Origin of the sequence: Rubrobacter taiwanensis, from assembly GCF_004337705.1 — a bacterium.
Lineage (GTDB): Bacteria > Actinomycetota > Rubrobacteria > Rubrobacterales > Rubrobacteraceae > Rubrobacter_C > Rubrobacter_C taiwanensis.
The window spans coordinates 70,259-89,899 of sequence record NZ_SKBU01000031.1 but is presented as its reverse complement, the minus strand read 5'-3'; the positions used below and the strand labels follow the sequence as shown (position 1 = coordinate 89,899).

The following is a 19,641-nucleotide window of genomic DNA, read 5'->3' as shown; positions in this document are numbered from 1 at the left end:
GCCTCCTATCTCATCGCTTGCTGCATGTACCTGAGGCGGAGGTCCTGGTACTCCAGCGCCGCCCGCTCCACCCAGTCGAGGGCGCTGCCCTCCAGCTCCTTCTTGACCCGCGCAGGAACCCCGGCGGCCAGCACCCCGGGCGGGATCTCCTGCTCCTCGCGCACCACCGAACCGGCCGCCAGCATCGCCCGGCTCCCCACCCGCGCCCGGTGCAGCACGATGCTGCCCATCCCGATTAGCGCCCCGTCCTCGATGGTGCAGCCCTCGGCCATCGAGAGGTGCCCGATGGTGACGTTCTTCCCGATCAGGGTCGGCCGGTCCGCAGCCGAATGTATCACGCTGTTGTCCTGCACCGTGGTCCCGGACCCGATCACGATCCGGTTGAAGTCCCCCCGCAGCACCGCGCCGAACCACACGCTGGCCCCGGACTCCACGACCACATCCCCGATGAGCGCGGCGGTCGGCGCGACGAACGCGTCCGGCGCGACCCGCGGCTCCTTGCCGTCGAACTCGTACAGATGAGCCAAGCTACTCCCCCCTGAAGACGGGCCGGCGGCGCTCCCGCGCCGCCCGGACGCCCTCCCGGTGATCCTGCGTCGTGACCAGCAGGCTCTGGGCCAGGCTCTCGGCGAACATGCCGCTCTCCATGTCCGCGCTGGCGGAGAGGTGCAGCAGCCGCTTGGCCAGCCCGTAGGCCTGCGGCGCACGCCGGAATATATGATGCAGCCGGACGCGGGCCTCGTCCAGCAGCTCTCCGGGCGGCACCACCTTCGTGACCAGCCCGTGCCGGAAGGCCTCTTTTGCGCTTAGATCCTCGCCGCCGAGCAGGATGTCCCGCGCCCGCGCCAGCCCGACGAGCTTCACCAGCCGCACACAGCCGCCGTGGCTGGGGATGAGCCCGATCATGCCCTCCCGGAAGAGGAAGCTTGCGTTCTCCGAGGCGATCCTCAGGTCGCAGGCAAGCGCGAGCTGCGTCCCGGCCCCGGTCGCGAGCCCGTTGATGGCCGCGATCACGGGCTTCTCCAGCCGCTCGACCGAGGTAACAAGCCGCGTCAGCTCGTGACTCTGAGCCCGGAACTCGGCCGGGCTCCACTCCCGCTCGAAGCGGGAGAGGTCGCCCCCGGCAGAGAAGGCCCCGCCGCTGCCGGTCAGGATGACGCCGCGCACCTCCCGGTCCCGCTCCGCCCTCAGCAGCAGCTCCAGCAGCTCGCCCTGCAGCGCCTCGTCGAGGGCGTTGCGCCGCTCGGGACGGTTCAGCCGGACGAGCAGGATGCCCTCCTCAAGGGACGTAATCAGCCCGCCGTCCCCGGTCATCGCTTGATGACTTCGAAGGGGCTGTTGCACCCGCGGCAGATGTACTGGCAGACCATCAGATGCGGCCCGTAGTCGGAGACCTTCTCTGCCTCCGGCGAGCCGCACCAGGGGCAGGCCGGCTCCCGCCCCTCCTTTCCGGCCCCTACCTCTTCAGCCTTCTCTGGAGCTGGTTCCACTCGTTCCACGGCAGCTCTCCGTACTCCCATCTCCCCTCGCTCTCGTTGCGCCCGACCGGGACCTCTATGCCGCACTCCTGCAGCAGCGGGACGACGCGGCTCAAGTACCTCTGGCGCATCTCCTCGTTGCCCATACTGACGAGGCCCTCCTCCCTGAGAGCTTCTATACCCTCCTCGCCCTCCGGACCGAACCACAGAAGCATCTCGGTGAAGAGCTCGTCCACCCGCTCCTGGAAGAGCCTGTGCCCGCGCTCCTCGTGGCAGATCTGGCGCACCAGCCCCTCCGCGTAGGCCGAAGTGAGCTTCTCTTCGTCCAGGATGCGCTGCGCTCTTCTGGCGAGCGCCTCGTAGCGGGAGTCCTTGACCGCCTCCAGCACGACGTTCACAGCGGGCCCGACGAGCGCGAGCGCCGCCACGACGTGCGACCAGCTCGGGAACGGCTCGTCCAGGAAGCTCACCGAGTAACGCCGCGCCCGGTCCACCTCACCCTGCAGACCCGTGGGAGCCTTCGGCCACGGAAGCTCCTCCAGAAGGGGGTAGATCGCCCGCGAGTGACCGAGCTTGTCCTGCGTTATGGCGGCGCAGGCGGTGGCGGACTCGAGCAGGGGCGCGGCGTCGGCCCACTCGGAGACGCGGCGGCCGAGGAAGTACTCGTTGTCTCCTATGACCGCGATCAGGTTCACGAGCGCGGCCAGAGCCTCGTCGTTGTCCACCAGGAACTCGGCCTGCGCCCCGCGTCCGGGCGCCACCTCCTCGTTCCCCTCCAGCCGTTCGGTCACGCCTCCACCTCCACTTCTTCCTCGCGCCCGGCCCAGTAGATCTTGCCCACCGGCACGAGCGAGAGCTCTAGCCAGTCCTTCCCGTAGCGCTCCAGCGCCGCCTTCGCCGCCGCCTCCTCGTCCGGGGCCTCAACCTCGCCCCGGTGCTCCAGCGGCTCATCGTAACGGTCGCGCGCGAAGACCAGGTACCGCTCCATCGCTCCTCCCTACTCCGGCCTTATAACCCGGACGATGGCCTTACTCGGCACGACGAACATCTCGCGCCAGTGCCACTCGTCGTACATCAGGTGCGCATAGACCGCTGCCTCCCGGGGCTCTGCAGCCCGGACGTTGCCGTTGTGCCGGAGGGGAAACTCCTTGCCGGCAGAACCCTTCTTAGACCGGGCCGCGAAGACCTCGTAGTTCTCGACCGGACGCATCCTAGATCACCCCCACCTGCCGGAGCTGCTTCCGGCCCAGAGGCGTGATGTCCTTCTTCGACCAGGTGGGCCAGACGACCTCGATGTCCACCTCTTCGATCCCGTCCATCTGAAGCAGCCGCTCGCGCACGTCGTCCTGGATCATGTCCATCGCCGGACATCCCATGCAGGTGTACGTGAGCTTTATCCTGGCGACCGCCCCGTCCACCCGTATGCCCCGGATGAGCCCGAGATCCACCAGACTGACGGGGTACTCGGGGTCGAGCACCTCCCGCAGCGCGTCGCGCACCTCTTCCTCGGTTCTCGTCTTCCGCATCTCTCTATCCCCTGCCACCGGCGTAGAGCTCCTTGTAGCCGCGCTGGATGTGCGCCACGTACTCCTCGTTCTTGGGCCCCCGCTTCTTCCAGCGCTCCAGAACGTCGTCCCAGGAGATCTGCCCCTCCTCGAAGAGCCACCGCTTCTCTTCCTCGTCGAACTGCGCCGGGAACGGACAGTCTATGACGTACTCGCCCAGCTCCTCGTCGTAGTGAGCCGGCACCTTAAGCCCCAGAGACTCGCACAGCGGAACGGTGTGGCTCATCCAGGTCTGCCTTAGCTGATCGTTGGTCGAACCCTTGTAGCCGTACTCTATCTGCTCGTTGTGCCGCTTCAGGCTGTCCGGCAGCCCGAACCACTCCAGCGTAAGCACGAACATCCAGTCCACCGCCCGCTGCAGCTCCTCCTTCTTCTCCGGGTCGCGGGCGAAGACCTTCATCCACTTCTCCCCGTGCCGGAGGTGGAAGTTCTCCTCCCGGTCCACCTTCACGAGCGCCCGCTTCCACGGCCCGTAGGAACAGTTGCGGTGGATGTCGCTGAGCAACACGAAACCGGCCCGGTCGTAGAACCCGTTGGCGACCACCAGCTCCGTGAAACTCTCCAGCGGTACGTCAAAAGCATAGGGGTACTTGAACTTCCGCGGCTCGCGCTCGTAGACGAGCTCCTCGGTGTCCACCCCGAGATCCCGCAACATCCGGTAGGCGATGTGCGCGTGCCCGAGCTCATCCTGCACGATACCCATCACCGTGATGTAGTTGTTGACGCTCGGAAGCGTCGAGAAGTCTTTAGTCGCGTTCATGTAGGCCGGCGCACTGATCAGCTCCGTGTCCGCAGAGACGATCAGGGTCCGCTTCAACCCCTCGATGTACCGCTCCGTCGCCTGCTCCGGAGACTCTATAAGCCTCCCGCTCCGGATCCTCTCCAAGAGAATCTCTTCGGTCACCGCCGTCATAACCACCTCACCTCGCTCGCCCGACGGATCGTTGACATGATTATAAACTGAACGGACAGTCAAGATCAAGCCGATCCGCCGCTGGCGGATCTCGTCCCGGGCTCGACCGGGTTCAACGGCGCCGGCCGGAGAGGGTGCGGGTGGTCTGACCGTCCGGCGGGGTTCGGATCGGCCCCCGCCGGACCGGAGCTACCGGGCGGGCTCTTTCGCTGGGGCGCTCTCCTCCTGTTCCCGCCGGCCTTTGCGCCACTGCCAGAGCAGGACTGCGAAGGCCACCGTGATACCGGCGGCATCCGTGAGGAAGTTCGGGTTGAGCATGAGGATGGCTGCGGCGGCGAGCAGGGCGCGCAGCGGCCAGGCCACGGTAGAGAAGAGGTATCCTTCGACGGCCACGGCCAGCATCAGCACTCCCACGATGGCGGTCGCGGCCACCGGGAGGGCTTCGAGCCCTTCGGCGTTGGAGAGGAGCAGCGCGTCGGAGTAGACGAACATGTAGGGCACGATGAAGCCTGCTATCGCCAGCTTCAGGGCTATGAAGCCGGTACGCATCGGGGAGCCGCCCGAGAGCCCCGAGGCGGCGAAGGCGGCCAGGGCGACCGGCGGGGTGAGGTTGGCGAAGATGCCGAAGTAGAAGACGAAGAAGTGAGCGGTGAGGGGCTCGACGCCCAGCTCCACGAGCGCCGGGGCGGCGACCGTGACGGTGATGATGTAGGCGGGGATCGAGGGGAGGCCGACGCCGAGCATGATCGCGGCCAGCATCGTGAAGATAAGGCTGAAGAAGAGGACCTCGCCGCCGACCGCTACGATGGCGTTCGCCAGCTTCAGGCCGAAGCCGGTGAGGGCGGCTATGCCGACGATGAGCCCTACGGCTGCGCACGCCAGGGCGACGCTTATGGTCAGGCGTGCTCCGGACTCCAGCGCGTCCAGCAGCTCCCGCACCCCCAGGCGCGTGCTCGCGCGCAGCTGGGCGACCACGAGGCTGACGATGATGGTCCAGAAGGCCGCGTAGGCGAGCGAGACGCCCGCGAAGAAGAGCATGTAGATGAAGAAGAGCAGCGGGAAGAGCAGGTGCCCGCGTTCTTTCATGATCTCCTTTATCCGGGGCACCTCTGCGGCGGGCAGGCCGACCAGGCCCATGCGGTCGGCCCGCAGGTGCACCTGGGTTATCACCGCCAGGTAGTAGAGCAGGGCGGGCAGGACGCCGGCCAGGACTACCGTGGCGTAGCTGATGCCCAGAGTCTCCGCCATGATAAACGCCGCGGCGCCCATAATCGGGGGCAGAACCTGCCCTCCGACCGAGGCGCTGGCCTCCACGGCCCCGGCGAAGTTGGGCCGGTAGCCGATCCTCTTCATCAGGGGGATGGTGAACGCCCCGGTGGAGACCACGTTGGCGAGCGCCGAGCCGTTGATCGAGCCCATAAACCCGCTGGAGATCACGGCCACCTTCGCCGGACCGCCCTTGGCGCGCCCGGCGAGGGCCAGGGCGAGGTCGTTGAAGAAGGCGCCGAGGCCGGTCTTCATCATGATGGCCCCGAAGATGATAAACAGGATTATGAAGTTGGCGGAGACGCCCAGAGGGGTGCCGTAGATACCTTCCAGGCCCATATACATATAGGCGGCCATGTCGTCCAGGGCGTAGCCGCGGTGGCGGAAGATCTCGCTCGGGATGATGCGCCCCAGGTAGCCGTAGAGCAGGAAGAGGATGCAGAGCGCCGGCAACCCCCAGCCCATGAGCCTCCGCGCAGCCTCCAGCACCAGTACTATCGTTACGGCGGCGAAGACGAGGTCGGTGGTGTTGTAGTTGCTCGTGCCCCGCGCCACGATGCCCGCGTAACCGAGCACGATGTACAGGTTCACGGCCACGCCGAGCGCGGCCAGCGCCAGGTCGTAGAGCGGCAGGCGCGTGCGCGAGGCACCCGAGGTGGCCGGGTAGAGCAGGAAGGCGAGGGCGAGGATGCCCGCCAGGTGCAGCGCCCGGTGCTGGTGGGCGGAGAAGACCGGGAAGGCCGCCGCGTAGAGGTGGTAGAGGGAGAGCGCGACCGCGATAACGTACACCGCGAGCGTCGCAAGTAGGCTGTCGAACCGCCGGTAGCGGAGCTCCTTGTCGTACTTCTCGGCCCGCTCTACGTTAACCGCCGGCTCTTCCCGCCTCTGATCCACCCTACTCCCCTCCCATCAGGCCGTCCGGCAGGGATACGATCCACGAACCGCTTCTGATCTCCACCGACACCGGCGCGTACTGCGGCACCTCGCCCAGGTCCAGCACCCGGCCGTCCAGCGCGAGCTCCCGGTCTACCCCGCGGGAGTGGAAGAACCGCAGCTCGGGGAAAGAGCGTCCGGTGCCGCTCAGGATCACCCACCCGTCCGCGTTGCGCACCTCGGGCGCTATCTGGTCCACCCCCGCCCCGAAGGACTTTACGCGCGCCTCCCGCAGCAGAAACCTCCCGCCCGAGACCTCGTAGACCTCCACCCAGGGAGTCTTCTCGATCGAGTGTGTCCAGGAGAGCCGGACGGTGCTGCCCTCCCGGACCTCCACCCGGTGGTAGATCTCTCCGGTCCGGCTGTTGCTTACCGTCAGATGCGCCTCCGGCCTCAAGAGCCACCCCACCGTCAGGGCGAGCAGCAGGGGCGCTGCAACCAGAGCTCCGAGCCGGACGGCCATCCATTCCCTCCTCCGGCGGCTACCGCATCCCCTGCTCGGAGTAGTACCGCTCGGCGCCGGGGTGGAGCTCTATCGGGATCCCATCCTGCGCCGTCTCCAGCGTTATCTCCCGCGCGGCGGCGTTGGTCTGCTGGATGCGCTCGATGTTCTCCCACATGGTGCGGGTGAGCTCATAGACGGTGTCCTCGTCCAGTTCGTTGCTCACCACCAGCAGGTTCGCGAAGGTGACCGTAGGCACGTCTTCCTCCTGATCCTCGTAAGTTCCGGCGGGGATGATCGCCTCCGAGTAGTAGTCGTAGTCGTTCAGGAGGTTTTGCACCCCCTCGCCCTCCAGCGGCACCACCCGGACCTCGTCGGTCGTGGAGAGGTCCGTGACCGAGGGGTTCGGGATGCCGGAGGTAAAGAAGCCCGCGTCTATGTTGCCGTTGCGCATGCCGTCTATGGTCTCGCTGTAGGAGAGGTACTGGGGCGAGAAGTCCTCGTAGGAGAGCCCGAAGGCTCCGGTCACCGCGCGGGCGTTCAGCTCGACCCCGCTGTTCGGAGCGCCCACCGAAACCCGCTTGCCGGCCAGATCCTCCATCGTCTCTACCCCGGACCCCGCGATGGTTATGACCTGCACGTACTGCGGGTAGAGCGAGGCTACGGCCGAGAAGGAGTCCACCGGCTCCTCGAACGGGCCCTCTCCGGCGTAGGCCTGAGAGGCCGCGTCGGCCTGAACGAGAGCCATCTCCGCCCGGCCCTCGTCCAGGAGATTGATGTTGTCCACCGAAGCGCCGGTCGCCTCCACGGTCGTCGTGGCCCCGAGCTCGTCCTCGTAGAGACTGGCCAGGGAGCCGCCTATGGGATAGTAGTTTCCGGACTGCCCGCCCGTGGCGATGGTCACGAACAGCTCTTCCCCCTCGCCTCCCCCGCCCGGCGGCTGGCAGGCGAGAAGCATCATGGCGAGCGCCGGCAAAAGGGCGAATGTGATGCTTCGACGCAGCACGAGCCTCCTTTCTTAGAACTCCGTCGCCTGGGTCCCACCCAAACAAATCTGGCGTTCAGTATATCTGAGACCGGAATCCGGTGCTCAGGCAGCTCCGGGGTGTGCCTCGACCCGGTTCTTGCCCCGGGTCTTGGCCCGGTAGACGGCCACGTCGGCCCGCTTGACGAGTGTGGTAGGGCTGTCTCCGGGTTGCAGCTCGGCCACGCCGAAGCTGGCCGAGAGGGTTCCTATCGGGTCGAAGTCCTGATCCTGAAGCACGGTGCGGACGCGGTCCGCGAGCCCCCGGGCCATCTCCAGCGACATCCCCGGGGCCAGGATCACGAACTCCTCGCCGCCCCAGCGCCCGAAGTGATCCCCGGCCCGCAGGTGGGACTCCACCGTCCGGGCGACCTGAGCCAGCACCGAGTCCCCGGCATCGTGCCCGAAGAGGTCGTTGATCTGCTTGAAGTCGTCTATGTCGAAGGTGATGAGCGAGAGCCGGCGACCCTCTGCGCCGGCCTTCTCCACCTCAGCCTCCAGCAGCTGCTCAATCCGGCGGCGGTTGGCCACGCCTGTGAGCGGGTCCGTCCGGGCGAGACGCTCCATCCGCTCGGCGTTCAGCTGAACCTCCCGCAGCCGCTCCTTGAGGCGGGCGAAGAAGAAGAGTAGCGCGATGATCACGGCGTTGGAGAAGTACAGCTGCTCGAAAGAGGTGTAGACCGGCCCTTCCGGGGGCATCCGGGAGGTTATGTAGCTCAAGGCGTGCGGCAGGGAGACGGCCACGAGGAGGATGTAGAACAGAGCGGAGCGGAACAGGGCCGGGCGGCTCTCGTGGACCAGGAAGGCGAGCACGTAGACCATGGGCAGCCAGAGGTACAGGCCGAGCAGAGAGTTCTTCGCCTGAAAGTGGTGCTCCGCCGCGTAGAGCGCGAAGAAGAAGACGCTCAGGAATATGGCTCCGGTGCCGGCGTAGAGCAGCTCTTCAACCCACCGCAGGGGGGCCTCCGTGCGGAGGAGGAGCAGCAGGAGCGCGCAGAAGCCGGCCGCGGCCAGCAGGACACCCCTCACGAAGGACGGCGATTGGCCGGACAGCTCGTTGATAATCAGGGCGAAGACAGAGGCCGCTATACCCAGCGCGGCGACGACGGTGTAGATCCGCCGCTTCAGTGGTCGCAGCCACTCCTCCCGCGCTCCCATGTTCTAAATATATGCCGCCGAAGGGCCGGGGTCTATACGGCGGGGGACTCGGCGGGGGACTCAGTCTGGGCCGCGGGGCAGAGCGGTGCCCTCCAGCCGGTAGACCTCCAGGGCGTTCCCGTACAGGATCCGCTCCAGCGTCTTGCGATCCAGCCCGAGCTCGAAGAGCGCCGTGGCGTTGGCCCGGATGCCGGGAACGCCGGGCCAGTCGGTGCCGAAGATCATCCTCCGGCCCAGGCGCCCGAAGTCATACCGCTCGTAGTAGTGAGGCAGCCGCCGCGGCGGCAGCCCGGAGATCTCGATCCACACGTTCTCCCGCATGAGCGCCATGAACGCCGCCGCTTCGTACCACCAGCCCCGGCCCCCGTGGGCGAGCACGATCTTGAGCTCCGGGAAGTCCCGCGCCACGTCTTCTACCAGCGCCGGGTCGGCGTAGCGGTTGGTGGAGCCGGGGAAGACGCTGGTCCCGCAGTGGAAGACGACCGGGTAACCTTCCCGCTCGCAGAACGAGTACACCGGGTAGAGCATCCGGTCGTTGGGTGCGAACCCCCCGTGTACCGGGTGCAGCTTCAGGCCCACGGCCCCGAGCCCGACTTGCCGCTCCAGCTCCTCCACCGGCGGGAAGTGGTAGTGCGGGTTGAGGTTGGCCAGGATGCGGAACCGCTCCGGATTGTGCTCCACCAGCGGGAGCAGATCCTCGATGGGCTGGATGCCCGTCGCCTTCGGGCTGTACTCGCAGAGGAGTATCGCCAGATCCACGCCCTCCCCGGCCATGTACGCGTCGAAGCGCTCCGGGACGAGCGACCCCTCGTCGTCGTAGAGCTCATCCAGCAGCACCCCCTTCCCGAAGCCCATCGCCCACTCCTTCCAGGCCAGCTTCAGGGTCGGGATGCGGGCGGCGTGAATGTGAGCGTCTATAAGCGGTATCCCGTCCAGCAATGCCCTAGCCCTCCTCCGGCCTCAGACCACCTCTCCCTCCGCCCGCCGGACGACCTCCTCCTCCGAGCGCCGCCTGAGCTTGAAGCGCTGGATCTTGCCGGTGACCGTCCTCGGCAGGTCCTCCACGAACTCCACGATGTGCGGGTACTGGTAGCGCTTCAGGCGCTCCTTGCACCAGTCCTGCAGCTCCCCTACCAGCTCCCCGGACCCCTCGTAGCCCTCGCGCAGGATGACGTAGGCCTTAATGCGGGTCAGTTCGTCTACCTGTACCCCCACCGCGGCGGCCTCGACCACGGCGGGGTGCTCCCCCAGCGTGCTCTCTATCTCCACCGGCGAGACCCACAGCCCGCCGACCTTGATCATGTCGTCCGAGCGGCCCTCGTACCAGAAGAAGCCGTCCTCGTCCTGCCGGTACCAGTCCCCGGCCGCCAGCCACTCGCCCTGCATGGTCTTCTTGGTCTTCTCGTGGTTACGCCAGTAGTAGGCGGCGGCAGAGTCGCCCTTGACGTACAGGTACCCAGCCTCGCCGGGCTCTACCGGGTAGCCGTGCTCGTCCCTTATCTCGAGCTCGTAGCCCGGCACCGGGACACCGCTGGAGCCGGGCTTGAGCGCATCCTCCGCGTTGGAGCAGAAGATGTGCAGCATCTCCGTGGAGCCGATGCCGTCCAGGATGGTCAGCCCGAAGGTCTCCTTCCACCGCCGCCAGATGCCGGCCGGCAGCGCTTCAGCCGCCGAGACGCAGAGCCGGACGGAGGAGAGGTCGCGCTCCGCAGCCCCCGGGTGGTTCAGAATCGCGTTGTAGAGCGTCGGGACGGAGTAGAAGAGCGTCGGGCGGTACCTCTCTATGGTCTCCAGCACCGCCTGCGGCGCGGGCTTGCCGGGGTAGAGCACGGTCGAGGCCCCGGCCCAGTAGGGGAACGTCATGTTGTTGCCCAGCCCGTAGGCGTGGAAGAGCTTCGAAGCCGAGAAGCACCTGTCGTCCCCGGTTATCTTCAGCACGTGCCTCGCGTACGTCTCGCAGGTATAGAGGATGTCGTGCTGGAGATGCACCGCCCCCTTCGGCCGACCCGTGCTGCCCGAGCTGTAGAGCCAGAACGCCGCGTCGTCCCGGTGCGTGCGGGCCGGGGAGAGCTCCTCCCCGCCGGACGAGATGAGCTCGCCGAAGGCGTGCGCGCCCTCCGCCCCGCCGGTGGAGATGAGCCGCACCTCCTCCGGATGGCCGTTCAGCGCCGCCCGCACCTTCTCCTCGTGCACCGGGTCGAAGACGACCGCGACGGCCTCGCTGTCGTGCAGGAAGAAGCGGTAGTCGTCGCTCTTGAGCAGGGTATTGGTCGGGATGGGGACGGCCCCGATCCGGATAGCGGCGAAGAACGTGACCGGGAACGCCGGGGTATCGTTTAGCACCATCAGCACCCGCTGCTCCCTGCGGACGCCCAGCTCCCGCAGAGCGTTCCCCAGGCTGTTTATGCGGCGGGCGAGCTCGCCGTAGGTCACCTCCTCCTCGCAGCAGTAGACGGCGACTCTACCCTCGCGGCCGGCCTCCAGGTTCCGGTCCACGAGCAGGCTCGCGTTGTACCACTGCGGTACGGCAATCATAGTTCACTCCTCCCGGATAAGCTCTGAACTACCAAACACGAGTCTCCCCTAAACTCCCAGGAGCCGGTGCTGCGTCTCCTCATCCTGGGCCAGCTCGGCGGCCGGACACTCGTGCACGATGACGCCCTTGTTCATGATGTACACCCGGTCGGCGACGGAGAGCGCGAGGCTGAGGTTCTGCTCCACGAGCAGGATGGAGAGCTCCTGCCGCTTGATGTCCTGAAGCACCTCGCCGACCCGCTTGACCATCATGGGCGCAAGCCCTTCGGAGGGCTCGTCGAGCAGCAGCAGCTCCGGGTTGCTCCTGAGCGCCCGGGCTATGGCGAGCATCTGCTGCTCGCCGCCGCTGAGCTGGTCGCCGGCGTGGCGCCGGCGCTCCCTGAGGATGGGAAAGAGGGCGTAGATCTCCTGCAGGCTCCACCGCCCGTTGCGGTCCGGCGGCAGCAAGAGCTGCTCCCTGACGCTGAGGTTGGGGTAGATCCCCCGCCCCTGCGGCACCAGCCCCATCCCCATCCGCGCCCGCCGGTAGGGCGGCTCGTCCTGGATGGGGGTGTCCTTGAAGAGGATCTCGCCCCGGCTGACGGAAATGAGCCCCGTGATGGCGCGGATGGTCGTGGTCTTGCCCACGCCGTTGCGCCCGAGCAGCGCCACCACCTCCCCCGCCCCTACCCGCAGCGAGACCCCTTGCAGGATGTGGCTACTGCCGTAGTGGGCGTGGACGTCGCGCAGCTCAAGCATCCCGCACCTCCTCACCGACCCCCAGGTAGGCGGCGAGCACCTCCTCGTTCCTGCGCACCTCCTCCAGCGGCCCGTCGGCGATGAGCCTGCCGAAGTTGAGCACCAGAATGCGCCGGGCCAGCGCCCCCACCACGTCCATGTCGTGCTCGACGATGAGGAGCGTTATCTCCCCGGGCAGCTCCTTCAGCATCGCCACCATCTCGCCGGTCTCCTGAGCCGACATCCCGGCCGTCGGTTCGTCCAGCAGGAGCACCCTCGGCCCGGTAGCCAGCGCTATCCCCAGCTCCAGCTGGCGCTGCTCGCCGTAGGAGAGCTCGGACGCCCGCACCCCGGCCCGCCCGGAGAGCCGGACGAGCTCCAGAACCCTCTCCGTCTCCTCTCCGAGCCGCGAGTAGGCCGTAATGGGTCGCAGCATCTGGAAGCTGACGCCGGCTCTGGCCTGCACGGCCAGCCGGACGTTCTCGTAGACGGTGCTCTCCATAAAGAGCGAGTTGCGCTGGAAGGTCCTCCCCAGCCCCTCCCGGGCCATCTTCTCCGGCGTGTGGCGCGTCACGTCCCTCCCGCCGAGCCTGACGGTCCCCGAGTCCGGGGGGAGCTCCCCGCTGATGAGGTTAAACAGCGTGGTCTTACCGGCCCCGTTGGGCCCCACCAGCGCCACCCGCTCGCCGGGCTCCACGGCGAAGCTCACGCCGTCTATGGCGCTCAGGGCTCCGAAGCGCTTGCATACCGACTCAAGTTCCAGTGCGGGCATAGAACCTCTCCCAGAGACTGCGAGCTATACCGGCGATCCCTCCGCGGGCGAAGAAGACGAAGAGGATGAAGACCGCCCCCATGATCATGGTCGAGCGCTCGGTGTACGAGCTGAGCCCGGTGTCTAGAAACCAGACCACCGCCGCGCCCAGCATCGGGCCGACGAGCGTCCCGGCTCCGCCCACGATGACCATGATCAGCGCCGTGGCCGAGAGCGGCCAGTTGACGTCCACCGGGGCGACGATACCGTTGTAGTGGGCCCAGAGCGCGCCGGCCACCCCGGCGACCGCCCCGGAGAGCACGAAGGCCGCCAGCTTGTAGACCCGGGTGCCATAGCCGATGGCGCGCATCCGCCGCTCGTTGGAGCCGATGCCGAGCAGTACGTGCCCGAACGGCGAACGGGTCACCAGGCGCAGCAGGAAGTACGCCCCGCCCGCCAGCAGCAGCACGAGGTAGTAGAAGCTGAAGCGGTCGAAGCTGAAGAACCCGAACAGCTCCGGATAGGGAATGCCGACGAGTCCGTCGGTGCCGCCCGTCAGCCAGGTCCACTGCTCCGCGACCACGTAGACCAGCTGCGCCAGCGCGAGCGTGATCATCAGGAAATATATGCCGGTGTTCCTGAGCGAGAGCACCCCGATGAGCACCGCGAGCAGCGTGGCGAAGACCAGCGCGCAGACCAGCGTCAAAAACAGGTTCGCCGCCTCCAGGCGCACCGCCACGATGCCGGCGGCGTACGCCCCGCCGCCGAAGAAGGCCGCGTGCCCGAGCGATATGAGCTTCGGGTAGCCCATGAGGAACCCCAGGCTGAGCGCGAAGATGGCCAGGATCATTATCTCGGTGAGCACCCCGATCATGTAGGTGGTCCCGAAGAAGGGATAGACGGCGAGCGCTCCGAGAGCCCCCAGCACCGCCAGCGTTCCGGCGCGCACCGGAAACCGCCCCGCCTTCTCCCCGGGTTTGGTCGCCTCCACCATTCTCTAGGCGTACCTCCTCTTGAAGAGTCCCTCAGGCCTGAGCAGCAACACCGCGGCCATGATGAGGTAGAGGATGAAGGCCGCCGCAGCGGGGAAGTACGCCTGCCCGAACGACTGCGTGACCCCGATGAGCAGGCTCACCCAGAAGGCCCCCGTCAGGCTGCCGAGCCCCCCGATCACCACGATGATCAGGGCCAGTATCAAGACCTGGAAGTCCAGCCCGGGATAGACGCCGAGGATGGGGGCGGCCATGAACCCCGCGAAGGCGGCGAGCGCCACCCCAAAGACGAAGACCCCGGCGAAGATGACGGGGATGTTGAACCCCAGCGCCGCGGTCATCTCCCTGTCGGCAACCCCGGCCCGGATGATAGACCCGAGCCGGGTCCGCTCCAGCACGTACCACAGAGCCGCCCCGAGCAGAACCCCGGCGGCGAGAACCGCCAGCCGGTAGACCGGGACCACCGCGCCGAAGATCTCCACCGAGCCCGTTAGAGCCTCCGGCACCCGCAGAGACTGGATCCTGGTGCCCCAGATCCACTCCGCCCCGTCCTCGAGGATGAGCGCGAGGCCGAAGGTGAGCAGGATCTGGTCCAGATGGCTCCGGTAGTACAGGGGCCGCAACAGCGCGACCTCTACCACAAGCCCCAGAAGCGCCACGATGAGCACCGTTGCCAGCAGGGCGAGCCAGAAGCTCTCCAGCACGCCGACCAGCCCGATCCCGATGAAGCCCCCGATCATGAAGAACGAACCGTGCGAGAGGTTGATGACGTCCATCATCCCGAAGATCAGGGACAAACCGGCCGCCAGCAGGAACAGTAACAGCCCGTAGGCCAGCCCGTTGAGCAGATGCGTCAGCAGCGCCTCGAAGGAGATCATCCCCTAACCCCGATCATTCTCCCGGATCCTGCACACGCTCTATTGTATCAATCATAACGTTGTCTATCGTCCCGTCGTCCAGCTGTCGCACCTCCCGGACGTAGATGTTCTGGATGGGGTTGTGGTTCTCATCCAGCTCCATCGGCCCGCGCGGGCTCCGGAATTCGACGTTCTCCATGGCCTCGATGAGGGCGTCCCGGTCCTCGGTGTTCCCGTCGGTAGCCTTGATCGCCTCCCCGATGAGCCAGGCCGCATCCCAGCCCTGCACCGCGTACACGGTCGGGTCGCGGTCGTAAGCCTCCTCGTAAGCCGCTTTGAACTCCTGGTTCTCGGGGTTGTCGAGGTCCGGCGAGTAGTGCAAGATCGTCCGAACTCCGATGGCCGCCTCCCCCTGCGCCGGCAGGGTGTCCTCGTCCACGATGTAGCCGGGACCGTAGAGCTGCGCCTCGATGCCAAACTCCCTGTACTGCTGCACGAACCGCACGGCATCGCTCCCGGCGTAGAAGCTGAAGACGCCCGGCGGATCTGCCTGCCGGATGCGGGTCAGGTACGAGCTGTAATCACTGGTCTCCAGCGGCGGGTGCACCTCCCCCACTATGGTGCCGCCGGCCTCAAGGAAGCCCTCCCTGAAGCCCGAGGACATCTCCTGCCCGGCCGCGTAGTCGGCGGAAGAGAGGAAGATCTCATCCACCCCCTGCTCGACCAGATACTCGCCCATCGGATAGCTGACCTGCCAGCTGCTGGCCGAAACCCGAAAGACGTTCCTCGCTCCCTGCCGGGTGGCGTCGTTGCCCGTGGCGTTGGCGATGACAAACGGGATGTTGTCCCGCCGCGTTATGTCTATGACGCCGTAAGCCACCGCCGTACTCACGGCCCCGGCCAGAACGTCCACCTGCTCCCGCTCTATGAGCGTGCGGGCCGCCTGCACACCGACCTGCGGATCAGCCTCGGTGTCCTCGGTGATCAACTCCACCGGACGCCCCGCAATCTCGTTCCCCTCCCGCTCGAAGTAAAGCTCCATCGCATCAGTGATGTCCTCCCCGAGCTGGGCATACACGCCGGAGTACGGCAAAATCACACCAATCCTGACCGGCTCCCCCTCCCCAGACTCACCGGCCCCAGCACACCCGGCAACCAGCAAACCCAACACCCCAACTAACAACACCCGCAGGAAGAACCCCCGCCCAATACCCTCAACTCCCAATCAAACTCCTTTCCCGTAAAAACCTCTCACAACCCTCCCCCCGAAACCTCAAGGCCCCGCTCCCCAAAAAACCAAACCCCAGCGCCTTGCAAAAAGGCGCACAAGGCCCGGATTTCGAAGCAATTTAACCCACCGTTCAGCTCTTGTCAACTGATCGTTCAGTCAAATTCCGGAAAATTTTCGGCCTTGAAAGACAAATATTTTAAGTTTAAAATATTGTGTGTTCCGGGAGCAGGAGGAGAGGGTGGGTATGGAGCGATGAGGATCTACTGCATCGGCGGCGGCCCTGCGGGGTTTTACTTCGCGATCTCGATGAAGCTGCGGGATCCTGCGCACGAGGTGACGGTCATCGAGCGCAATCCGGCCGGGGTGACCTTCGGCTGGGGTGTAGTGTTCTCCGATGCGACGCTGGACAATCTGCGGGGGAACGATCCGGTGAGTGCGGCTGAGATCCTGGAGAGCTTCGCCCACTGGGACGATATAGAGATCTTCGTCCGGGGGAAGAGCATCGCCCGTTCGGGCGGGCACGGGTTCGTGGGTATAGCGCGCAGGAAGCTGCTGGGCATCCTGGTCCGGCGGGCGCGGGATCTGGGTGTGGAGGTGTGGTTCGAGCGGGAGGTCGGGGATCTCTCGGCGTTCCGGGACGCGGACCTGATCGTGGCCTGCGACGGGGTGAACAGCCGGGTGCGCCAGATGTACGAGGACAAGTTCAGGCCCGATGTGGACGTGCGCAAAAACAAGTACATCTGGCTCGGGACGCATAAAGTATTCGACGCCTTCACGTTCGCGTTCGAGAAGACGGAGGCGGGGTGGGTCTGGATCCATGCCTACCGCTTCGACCGCGACACCAGCACGTGCATCGTGGAGTGCTCGGAGGAGACCTGGAGGGGTTTGGGCTTCGACCGCATGGGACCGGACGAGAGCGTGGCGGTCTGCGAGGAGATCTTCGCCCCCTACCTGGACGGGCGCGGGCTTATCAACAACATGCGCCACCTCGGCAAGACCCCGTGGCTGAACTTCCGGCGCATCAGCAACGAGCGGTGGTTCCACGACAACATCGTGCTGATGGGCGATGCCGCCCACACCGCGCACTTCTCGGTCGGTTCCGGGACCAAGCTGGCGCTCGAAGACGCCATCGCGCTCGCCGGGAAGCTGCACCAGGCAGAAGACCTTGCGTCTGCGCTGCAGGCGTACGAGGAGGAGCGGAAGCTGGAGGTGGTAAAGCTCCAGAGCGCCGCCCGCAACTCGACCGAGTGGTTCGAGAACATCCCCCGCTACATCAAACAGCCCCCCATGCAGTTCGCCTACGGGCTCCTGACCCGCAGCCAGCGCGTCAGCCACGAAAATCTGCGCCTGCGCGACCGGGAGTGGCTCGAAGGCATGGAGAAGTGGTTCGCGGAGCGGGCGATCGGCACCCCGGTCGAGAAGCCTATCCCCCCGATGTTCACCCCCTTCAGGCTGCGCGGGATGGAGCTGCACAACCGCGTCGTGGTCTCGCCGATGGCGATGTACAGTGCGGAGGACGGCACCCCGAACGACTTCCACCTCGTGCATTGGGGGAGCCGGGCCATGGGCGGGGCCGCGCTCGTCTTCACCGAGATGACCTGCGTGACCCCGCAGGGCCGCATCTCGCCCGGCTGCTGCGGCATGTATAAGCCCGAGCACGAGGCGGCCTTCAAGCGCATCGTGGACTTCGTACACACGCACACCGAGGCGAAGATAGCGCTCCAGCTCGGCCACTCCGGTCCTAAGGGTTCAACCAGGGTCGGGTGGGAGGGCGACAACCTGCCGCTCGAGAAGGGGAACTGGGAGGTGATCTCACCTTCGCCCGTGCCGTGGAGCCCGGTAAACCAGATCCCGCGCGAGATGTCCCGAGAGGACATGGACGAGGTTCGGGACGCTTTCGTACGCGCCGCCGGGATGGGCCTGAGGGCCGGCTTCGACATGCTGGAGCTGCACTGCGCCCACGGGTACCTGCTCTCGGCGTTCATAACGCCGCTTCTGAACAAACGCACCGACGCGTACGGGGGACCTCTGGAGAACCGGCTGCGCTTCCCGCTGGAGGTCTTCCGGGCCATGCGCGAGGTCTGGCCCGAGGAGAAGCCGATGAGCGTCCGGATCTCGGCCCACGACTGGGTGGACGGCGGAATTACCGCCGATGACGCAGTGGAGATAGCGCAGGCTTTCTATGAAGCAGGGGCCGATCTCATAGACGTCTCCGCCGGGCAGACCAGCCCGGACGCTAAGCCCGTCTACGGCCGCATGTTCCAGACGCCCTTCAGCGACCGCATCCGCAACGAGCTGGAGATAGCGACGATGGCCGTCGGCAACATCTACGAGGCCGACCACGTGAACAGCATTATCTGCGCCGGGCGCGCGGACCTGTGCGCCCTGGCCCGGCCGCATCTCTGGGAGCCCTACTGGACGCTGCGGCGGGCGGCCGAGCTGCGCTACGACGGCGCGCCCTGGCCCAGGCAGTACCTCTCCGGAAAGCAGCAACTCGAGCGCCTCATCGAGCGGGCCGACCAGATGGTGCAGCAGATCTGATGCAACCGGAGGGAGCACACGCGCTCATCACCGGCGGGGGAGGCGGCATCGGAGCGGCCATCGCCCGCCGCCTCGCGCGCTCCGGGGCCAGGGTCACGCTCTGCGGCCGCCGGCCGGAGCCGCTGGAAGCGGTGGCCGGCGGGCTGAAGAACGTCCGGGCCGTGCCGTTCGACGTGACGGATGAGCGATCGGTCGAGCGGGGAGTCGCAGCAGCGGCCGAGCACTTCGGGCCGGTGGACATCCTCGTCAACGGCGCCGGGGCGGCGGAGTCGGCTCCGTTCGTCAAAACGACCGCCGGACTCTGGGACCGGATGCTCGCGGTAAACCTGACCGGCGCGTTCCTGGTGAGCCGGGCCGTGCTGCCGGGGATGCTGGAGCGGAGGTGGGGGCGCATCGTCACCATCGCCAGCACCGCCGGGCTGCGGGGGTACGCCTACGTGGCGGCTTACGCGGCTGCCAAGCACGGCGTAATCGGGATGACCCGCGCGCTCGCGCTGGAGGTAGCGCGGCGGGGGATCACGGTCAACGCCGTCTGCCCGGGCTATACCGAGACGGAGCTGCTGGAACGCAGCATCGGCAACATCGTGGAGAAGACGGGCATGAGCCCGGACGAAGCGCGGCAGCAACTGGTCAAGAACAACCCGCAGGGCCGCTTCGTCCTGCCCGAGGAGGTGGCGGAAACGGTTGCCTGGCTGGTGGGACCGAACTCCGGAGCGGTGACCGGCCAGGCGATAGCGGTGGCGGGAGGGGAGGTAACGTAGTGCCGAAAGAGACGGCAGGCGTCTCGACCAAGGACACTCTGAGGCTCTGGCTGCGGGTACTGACGCTGCACAACATGATCGAGGCCCGCGTGCGCCGGAAGCTGCGGGAGGGCTACGACGTCACCCTCCCCCGCTTCGACGTGATGGCCGCGCTGTACAACGCCCCGGAGGGCATGAGCATGGGCGGGGTCTCCCGGCGGCTGATGGTATCCAACGGCAACGTCACCGGCATCGTCGAGCGGCTGGAGAGGGAGGGGCTGGTGCACCGGAGGCCGCAGCCGGAGGACCGCCGCCGCCACCTGGTCCGCCTCACGGATGCGGGCAGGGAGGCGTTCGAGGAGATGGCCGCCGAGCACGAGCGCTGGATCGCGAACATGCTCTCCGCACTCAGCGAGGATGAGGCCCGGCGGCTCTACGAGCTTCTGGGCAAGGCCAAGCGCTCGGTACTGGAGAGCTATGGGGAGGAGGAATCTTGAA

Annotated in this window: 22 protein-coding genes; 3 read left to right on the top strand and 19 right to left on the bottom strand. The window is 66.7% G+C overall.

Going from position 1 to position 19,641, the window contains the following annotated elements:
• Positions 1–5: 5 nt before the first annotated feature.
• The 19 genes from E0L93_RS14065 to E0L93_RS13980 all read right to left on the bottom strand — a co-directional run bounded on the left by E0L93_RS14065 (position 6) and on the right by E0L93_RS13980 (position 15,856).
• On the bottom strand, positions 6–527 hold the full coding sequence (locus tag E0L93_RS14065) for a gamma carbonic anhydrase family protein (protein ID WP_132692709.1): 522 nt from the start codon (positions 525–527) through the stop codon (positions 6–8).
• A 1-nt stretch (position 528) separates the two neighbouring features.
• The gene (locus E0L93_RS14060) at positions 529–1,314 is read right to left on the bottom strand and encodes an enoyl-CoA hydratase/isomerase family protein (protein WP_132692708.1); all 786 of its coding nucleotides are present in this window, start codon (positions 1,312–1,314) and stop codon (positions 529–531) included.
• Positions 1,311–1,520 carry a PaaD-like zinc ribbon domain-containing protein gene (locus E0L93_RS16665; protein WP_424511431.1) on the bottom strand — a complete coding sequence of 70 codons (210 nt, stop codon included), beginning with the start codon at positions 1,518–1,520 and terminating at the stop codon, positions 1,311–1,313. Before E0L93_RS16665 ends, E0L93_RS14060 begins: the two co-directional genes overlap by 4 nt.
• Positions 1,457–2,269 (bottom strand): Phenylacetic acid catabolic protein, encoded by an 813-nt coding sequence (locus E0L93_RS14055; protein WP_132692707.1) that lies wholly within the window; start codon positions 2,267–2,269, stop codon positions 1,457–1,459. The genes E0L93_RS16665 and E0L93_RS14055 overlap by 64 nt, the downstream gene beginning before the upstream one ends.
• The gene (locus E0L93_RS14050; protein WP_132692706.1) at positions 2,266–2,466 is read right to left on the bottom strand and encodes a hypothetical protein; all 201 of its coding nucleotides are present in this window, start codon (positions 2,464–2,466) and stop codon (positions 2,266–2,268) included. The genes E0L93_RS14055 and E0L93_RS14050 overlap by 4 nt, the downstream gene beginning before the upstream one ends.
• Before the next feature lie 9 nt (positions 2,467–2,475).
• Positions 2,476–2,688: a hypothetical protein gene (locus E0L93_RS14045; protein ID WP_132692705.1), complete on the bottom strand. Its 213-nt coding sequence runs from the start codon at positions 2,686–2,688 to the stop codon at positions 2,476–2,478.
• A 1-nt stretch (position 2,689) separates the two neighbouring features.
• Positions 2,690–3,004, bottom strand: coding sequence for a metal-sulfur cluster assembly factor (locus tag E0L93_RS14040; RefSeq protein WP_132692704.1), 315 nt, complete (start codon positions 3,002–3,004; stop codon positions 2,690–2,692).
• Positions 3,005–3,008: 4 nt separating this feature from the next.
• Positions 3,009–3,956 carry a Phenylacetic acid catabolic protein gene (locus tag E0L93_RS14035; protein WP_132692703.1) on the bottom strand — a complete coding sequence of 316 codons (948 nt, stop codon included), beginning with the start codon at positions 3,954–3,956 and terminating at the stop codon, positions 3,009–3,011.
• A gap of 189 nt (positions 3,957–4,145) precedes the next feature.
• Positions 4,146–6,116 (bottom strand): TRAP transporter permease, encoded by a 1,971-nt coding sequence (locus E0L93_RS14030; protein ID WP_132692702.1) that lies wholly within the window; start codon positions 6,114–6,116, stop codon positions 4,146–4,148.
• A 1-nt stretch (position 6,117) separates the two neighbouring features.
• Complete coding sequence (locus tag E0L93_RS14025) at positions 6,118–6,618, bottom strand: DUF1850 domain-containing protein (RefSeq protein WP_132692701.1); 501 nt, start codon at positions 6,616–6,618, stop codon at positions 6,118–6,120.
• Positions 6,619–6,637: 19 nt separating this feature from the next.
• Positions 6,638–7,603, bottom strand: coding sequence for a TAXI family TRAP transporter solute-binding subunit (locus E0L93_RS14020; protein ID WP_207890520.1), 966 nt, complete (start codon positions 7,601–7,603; stop codon positions 6,638–6,640).
• Between the two features lie 84 nt (positions 7,604–7,687).
• Complete coding sequence (locus E0L93_RS14015) at positions 7,688–8,779, bottom strand: GGDEF domain-containing protein (protein ID WP_132692700.1); 1,092 nt, start codon at positions 8,777–8,779, stop codon at positions 7,688–7,690.
• A 60-nt stretch (positions 8,780–8,839) separates the two neighbouring features.
• Complete coding sequence (locus E0L93_RS14010; protein ID WP_132692699.1) at positions 8,840–9,718, bottom strand: amidohydrolase family protein; 879 nt, start codon at positions 9,716–9,718, stop codon at positions 8,840–8,842.
• Between the two features lie 21 nt (positions 9,719–9,739).
• Complete coding sequence (locus tag E0L93_RS14005) at positions 9,740–11,314, bottom strand: benzoate-CoA ligase family protein (protein ID WP_132692698.1); 1,575 nt, start codon at positions 11,312–11,314, stop codon at positions 9,740–9,742.
• 48 nt (positions 11,315–11,362) lie between these two features.
• The gene (locus E0L93_RS14000; RefSeq protein WP_132692697.1) at positions 11,363–12,052 is read right to left on the bottom strand and encodes an ABC transporter ATP-binding protein; all 690 of its coding nucleotides are present in this window, start codon (positions 12,050–12,052) and stop codon (positions 11,363–11,365) included.
• On the bottom strand, positions 12,045–12,803 hold the full coding sequence (locus tag E0L93_RS13995) for an ABC transporter ATP-binding protein (RefSeq protein ID WP_132692696.1): 759 nt from the start codon (positions 12,801–12,803) through the stop codon (positions 12,045–12,047). Before E0L93_RS13995 ends, E0L93_RS14000 begins: the two co-directional genes overlap by 8 nt.
• Complete coding sequence (locus E0L93_RS13990) at positions 12,784–13,776, bottom strand: branched-chain amino acid ABC transporter permease (protein ID WP_132692695.1); 993 nt, start codon at positions 13,774–13,776, stop codon at positions 12,784–12,786. The genes E0L93_RS13995 and E0L93_RS13990 overlap by 20 nt, the downstream gene beginning before the upstream one ends.
• A gap of 3 nt (positions 13,777–13,779) precedes the next feature.
• On the bottom strand, positions 13,780–14,652 hold the full coding sequence (locus tag E0L93_RS13985) for a branched-chain amino acid ABC transporter permease (protein WP_132692694.1): 873 nt from the start codon (positions 14,650–14,652) through the stop codon (positions 13,780–13,782).
• A 13-nt stretch (positions 14,653–14,665) separates the two neighbouring features.
• Positions 14,666–15,856 (bottom strand): ABC transporter substrate-binding protein, encoded by a 1,191-nt coding sequence (locus tag E0L93_RS13980; RefSeq protein ID WP_132692693.1) that lies wholly within the window; start codon positions 15,854–15,856, stop codon positions 14,666–14,668.
• A 258-nt stretch (positions 15,857–16,114) separates the two neighbouring features.
• Here E0L93_RS13980 and E0L93_RS13975 point away from each other — a divergent pair, with 258 nt between their 5' ends.
• From E0L93_RS13975 to E0L93_RS13965, 3 genes are read left to right on the top strand one after another with little or no spacing between them, the layout of a single operon-like run.
• Positions 16,115–18,403 (top strand): bifunctional salicylyl-CoA 5-hydroxylase/oxidoreductase, encoded by a 2,289-nt coding sequence (locus E0L93_RS13975; protein WP_132692692.1) that lies wholly within the window; start codon positions 16,115–16,117, stop codon positions 18,401–18,403.
• On the top strand, positions 18,403–19,164 hold the full coding sequence (locus tag E0L93_RS13970) for an SDR family NAD(P)-dependent oxidoreductase (protein ID WP_132692691.1): 762 nt from the start codon (positions 18,403–18,405) through the stop codon (positions 19,162–19,164). The genes E0L93_RS13975 and E0L93_RS13970 overlap by 1 nt, the downstream gene beginning before the upstream one ends.
• Positions 19,164–19,640 (top strand): MarR family winged helix-turn-helix transcriptional regulator, encoded by a 477-nt coding sequence (locus tag E0L93_RS13965; protein ID WP_207890519.1) that lies wholly within the window; start codon positions 19,164–19,166, stop codon positions 19,638–19,640. Before E0L93_RS13970 ends, E0L93_RS13965 begins: the two co-directional genes overlap by 1 nt.
• Position 19,641: the final 1 nt, after the last annotated feature.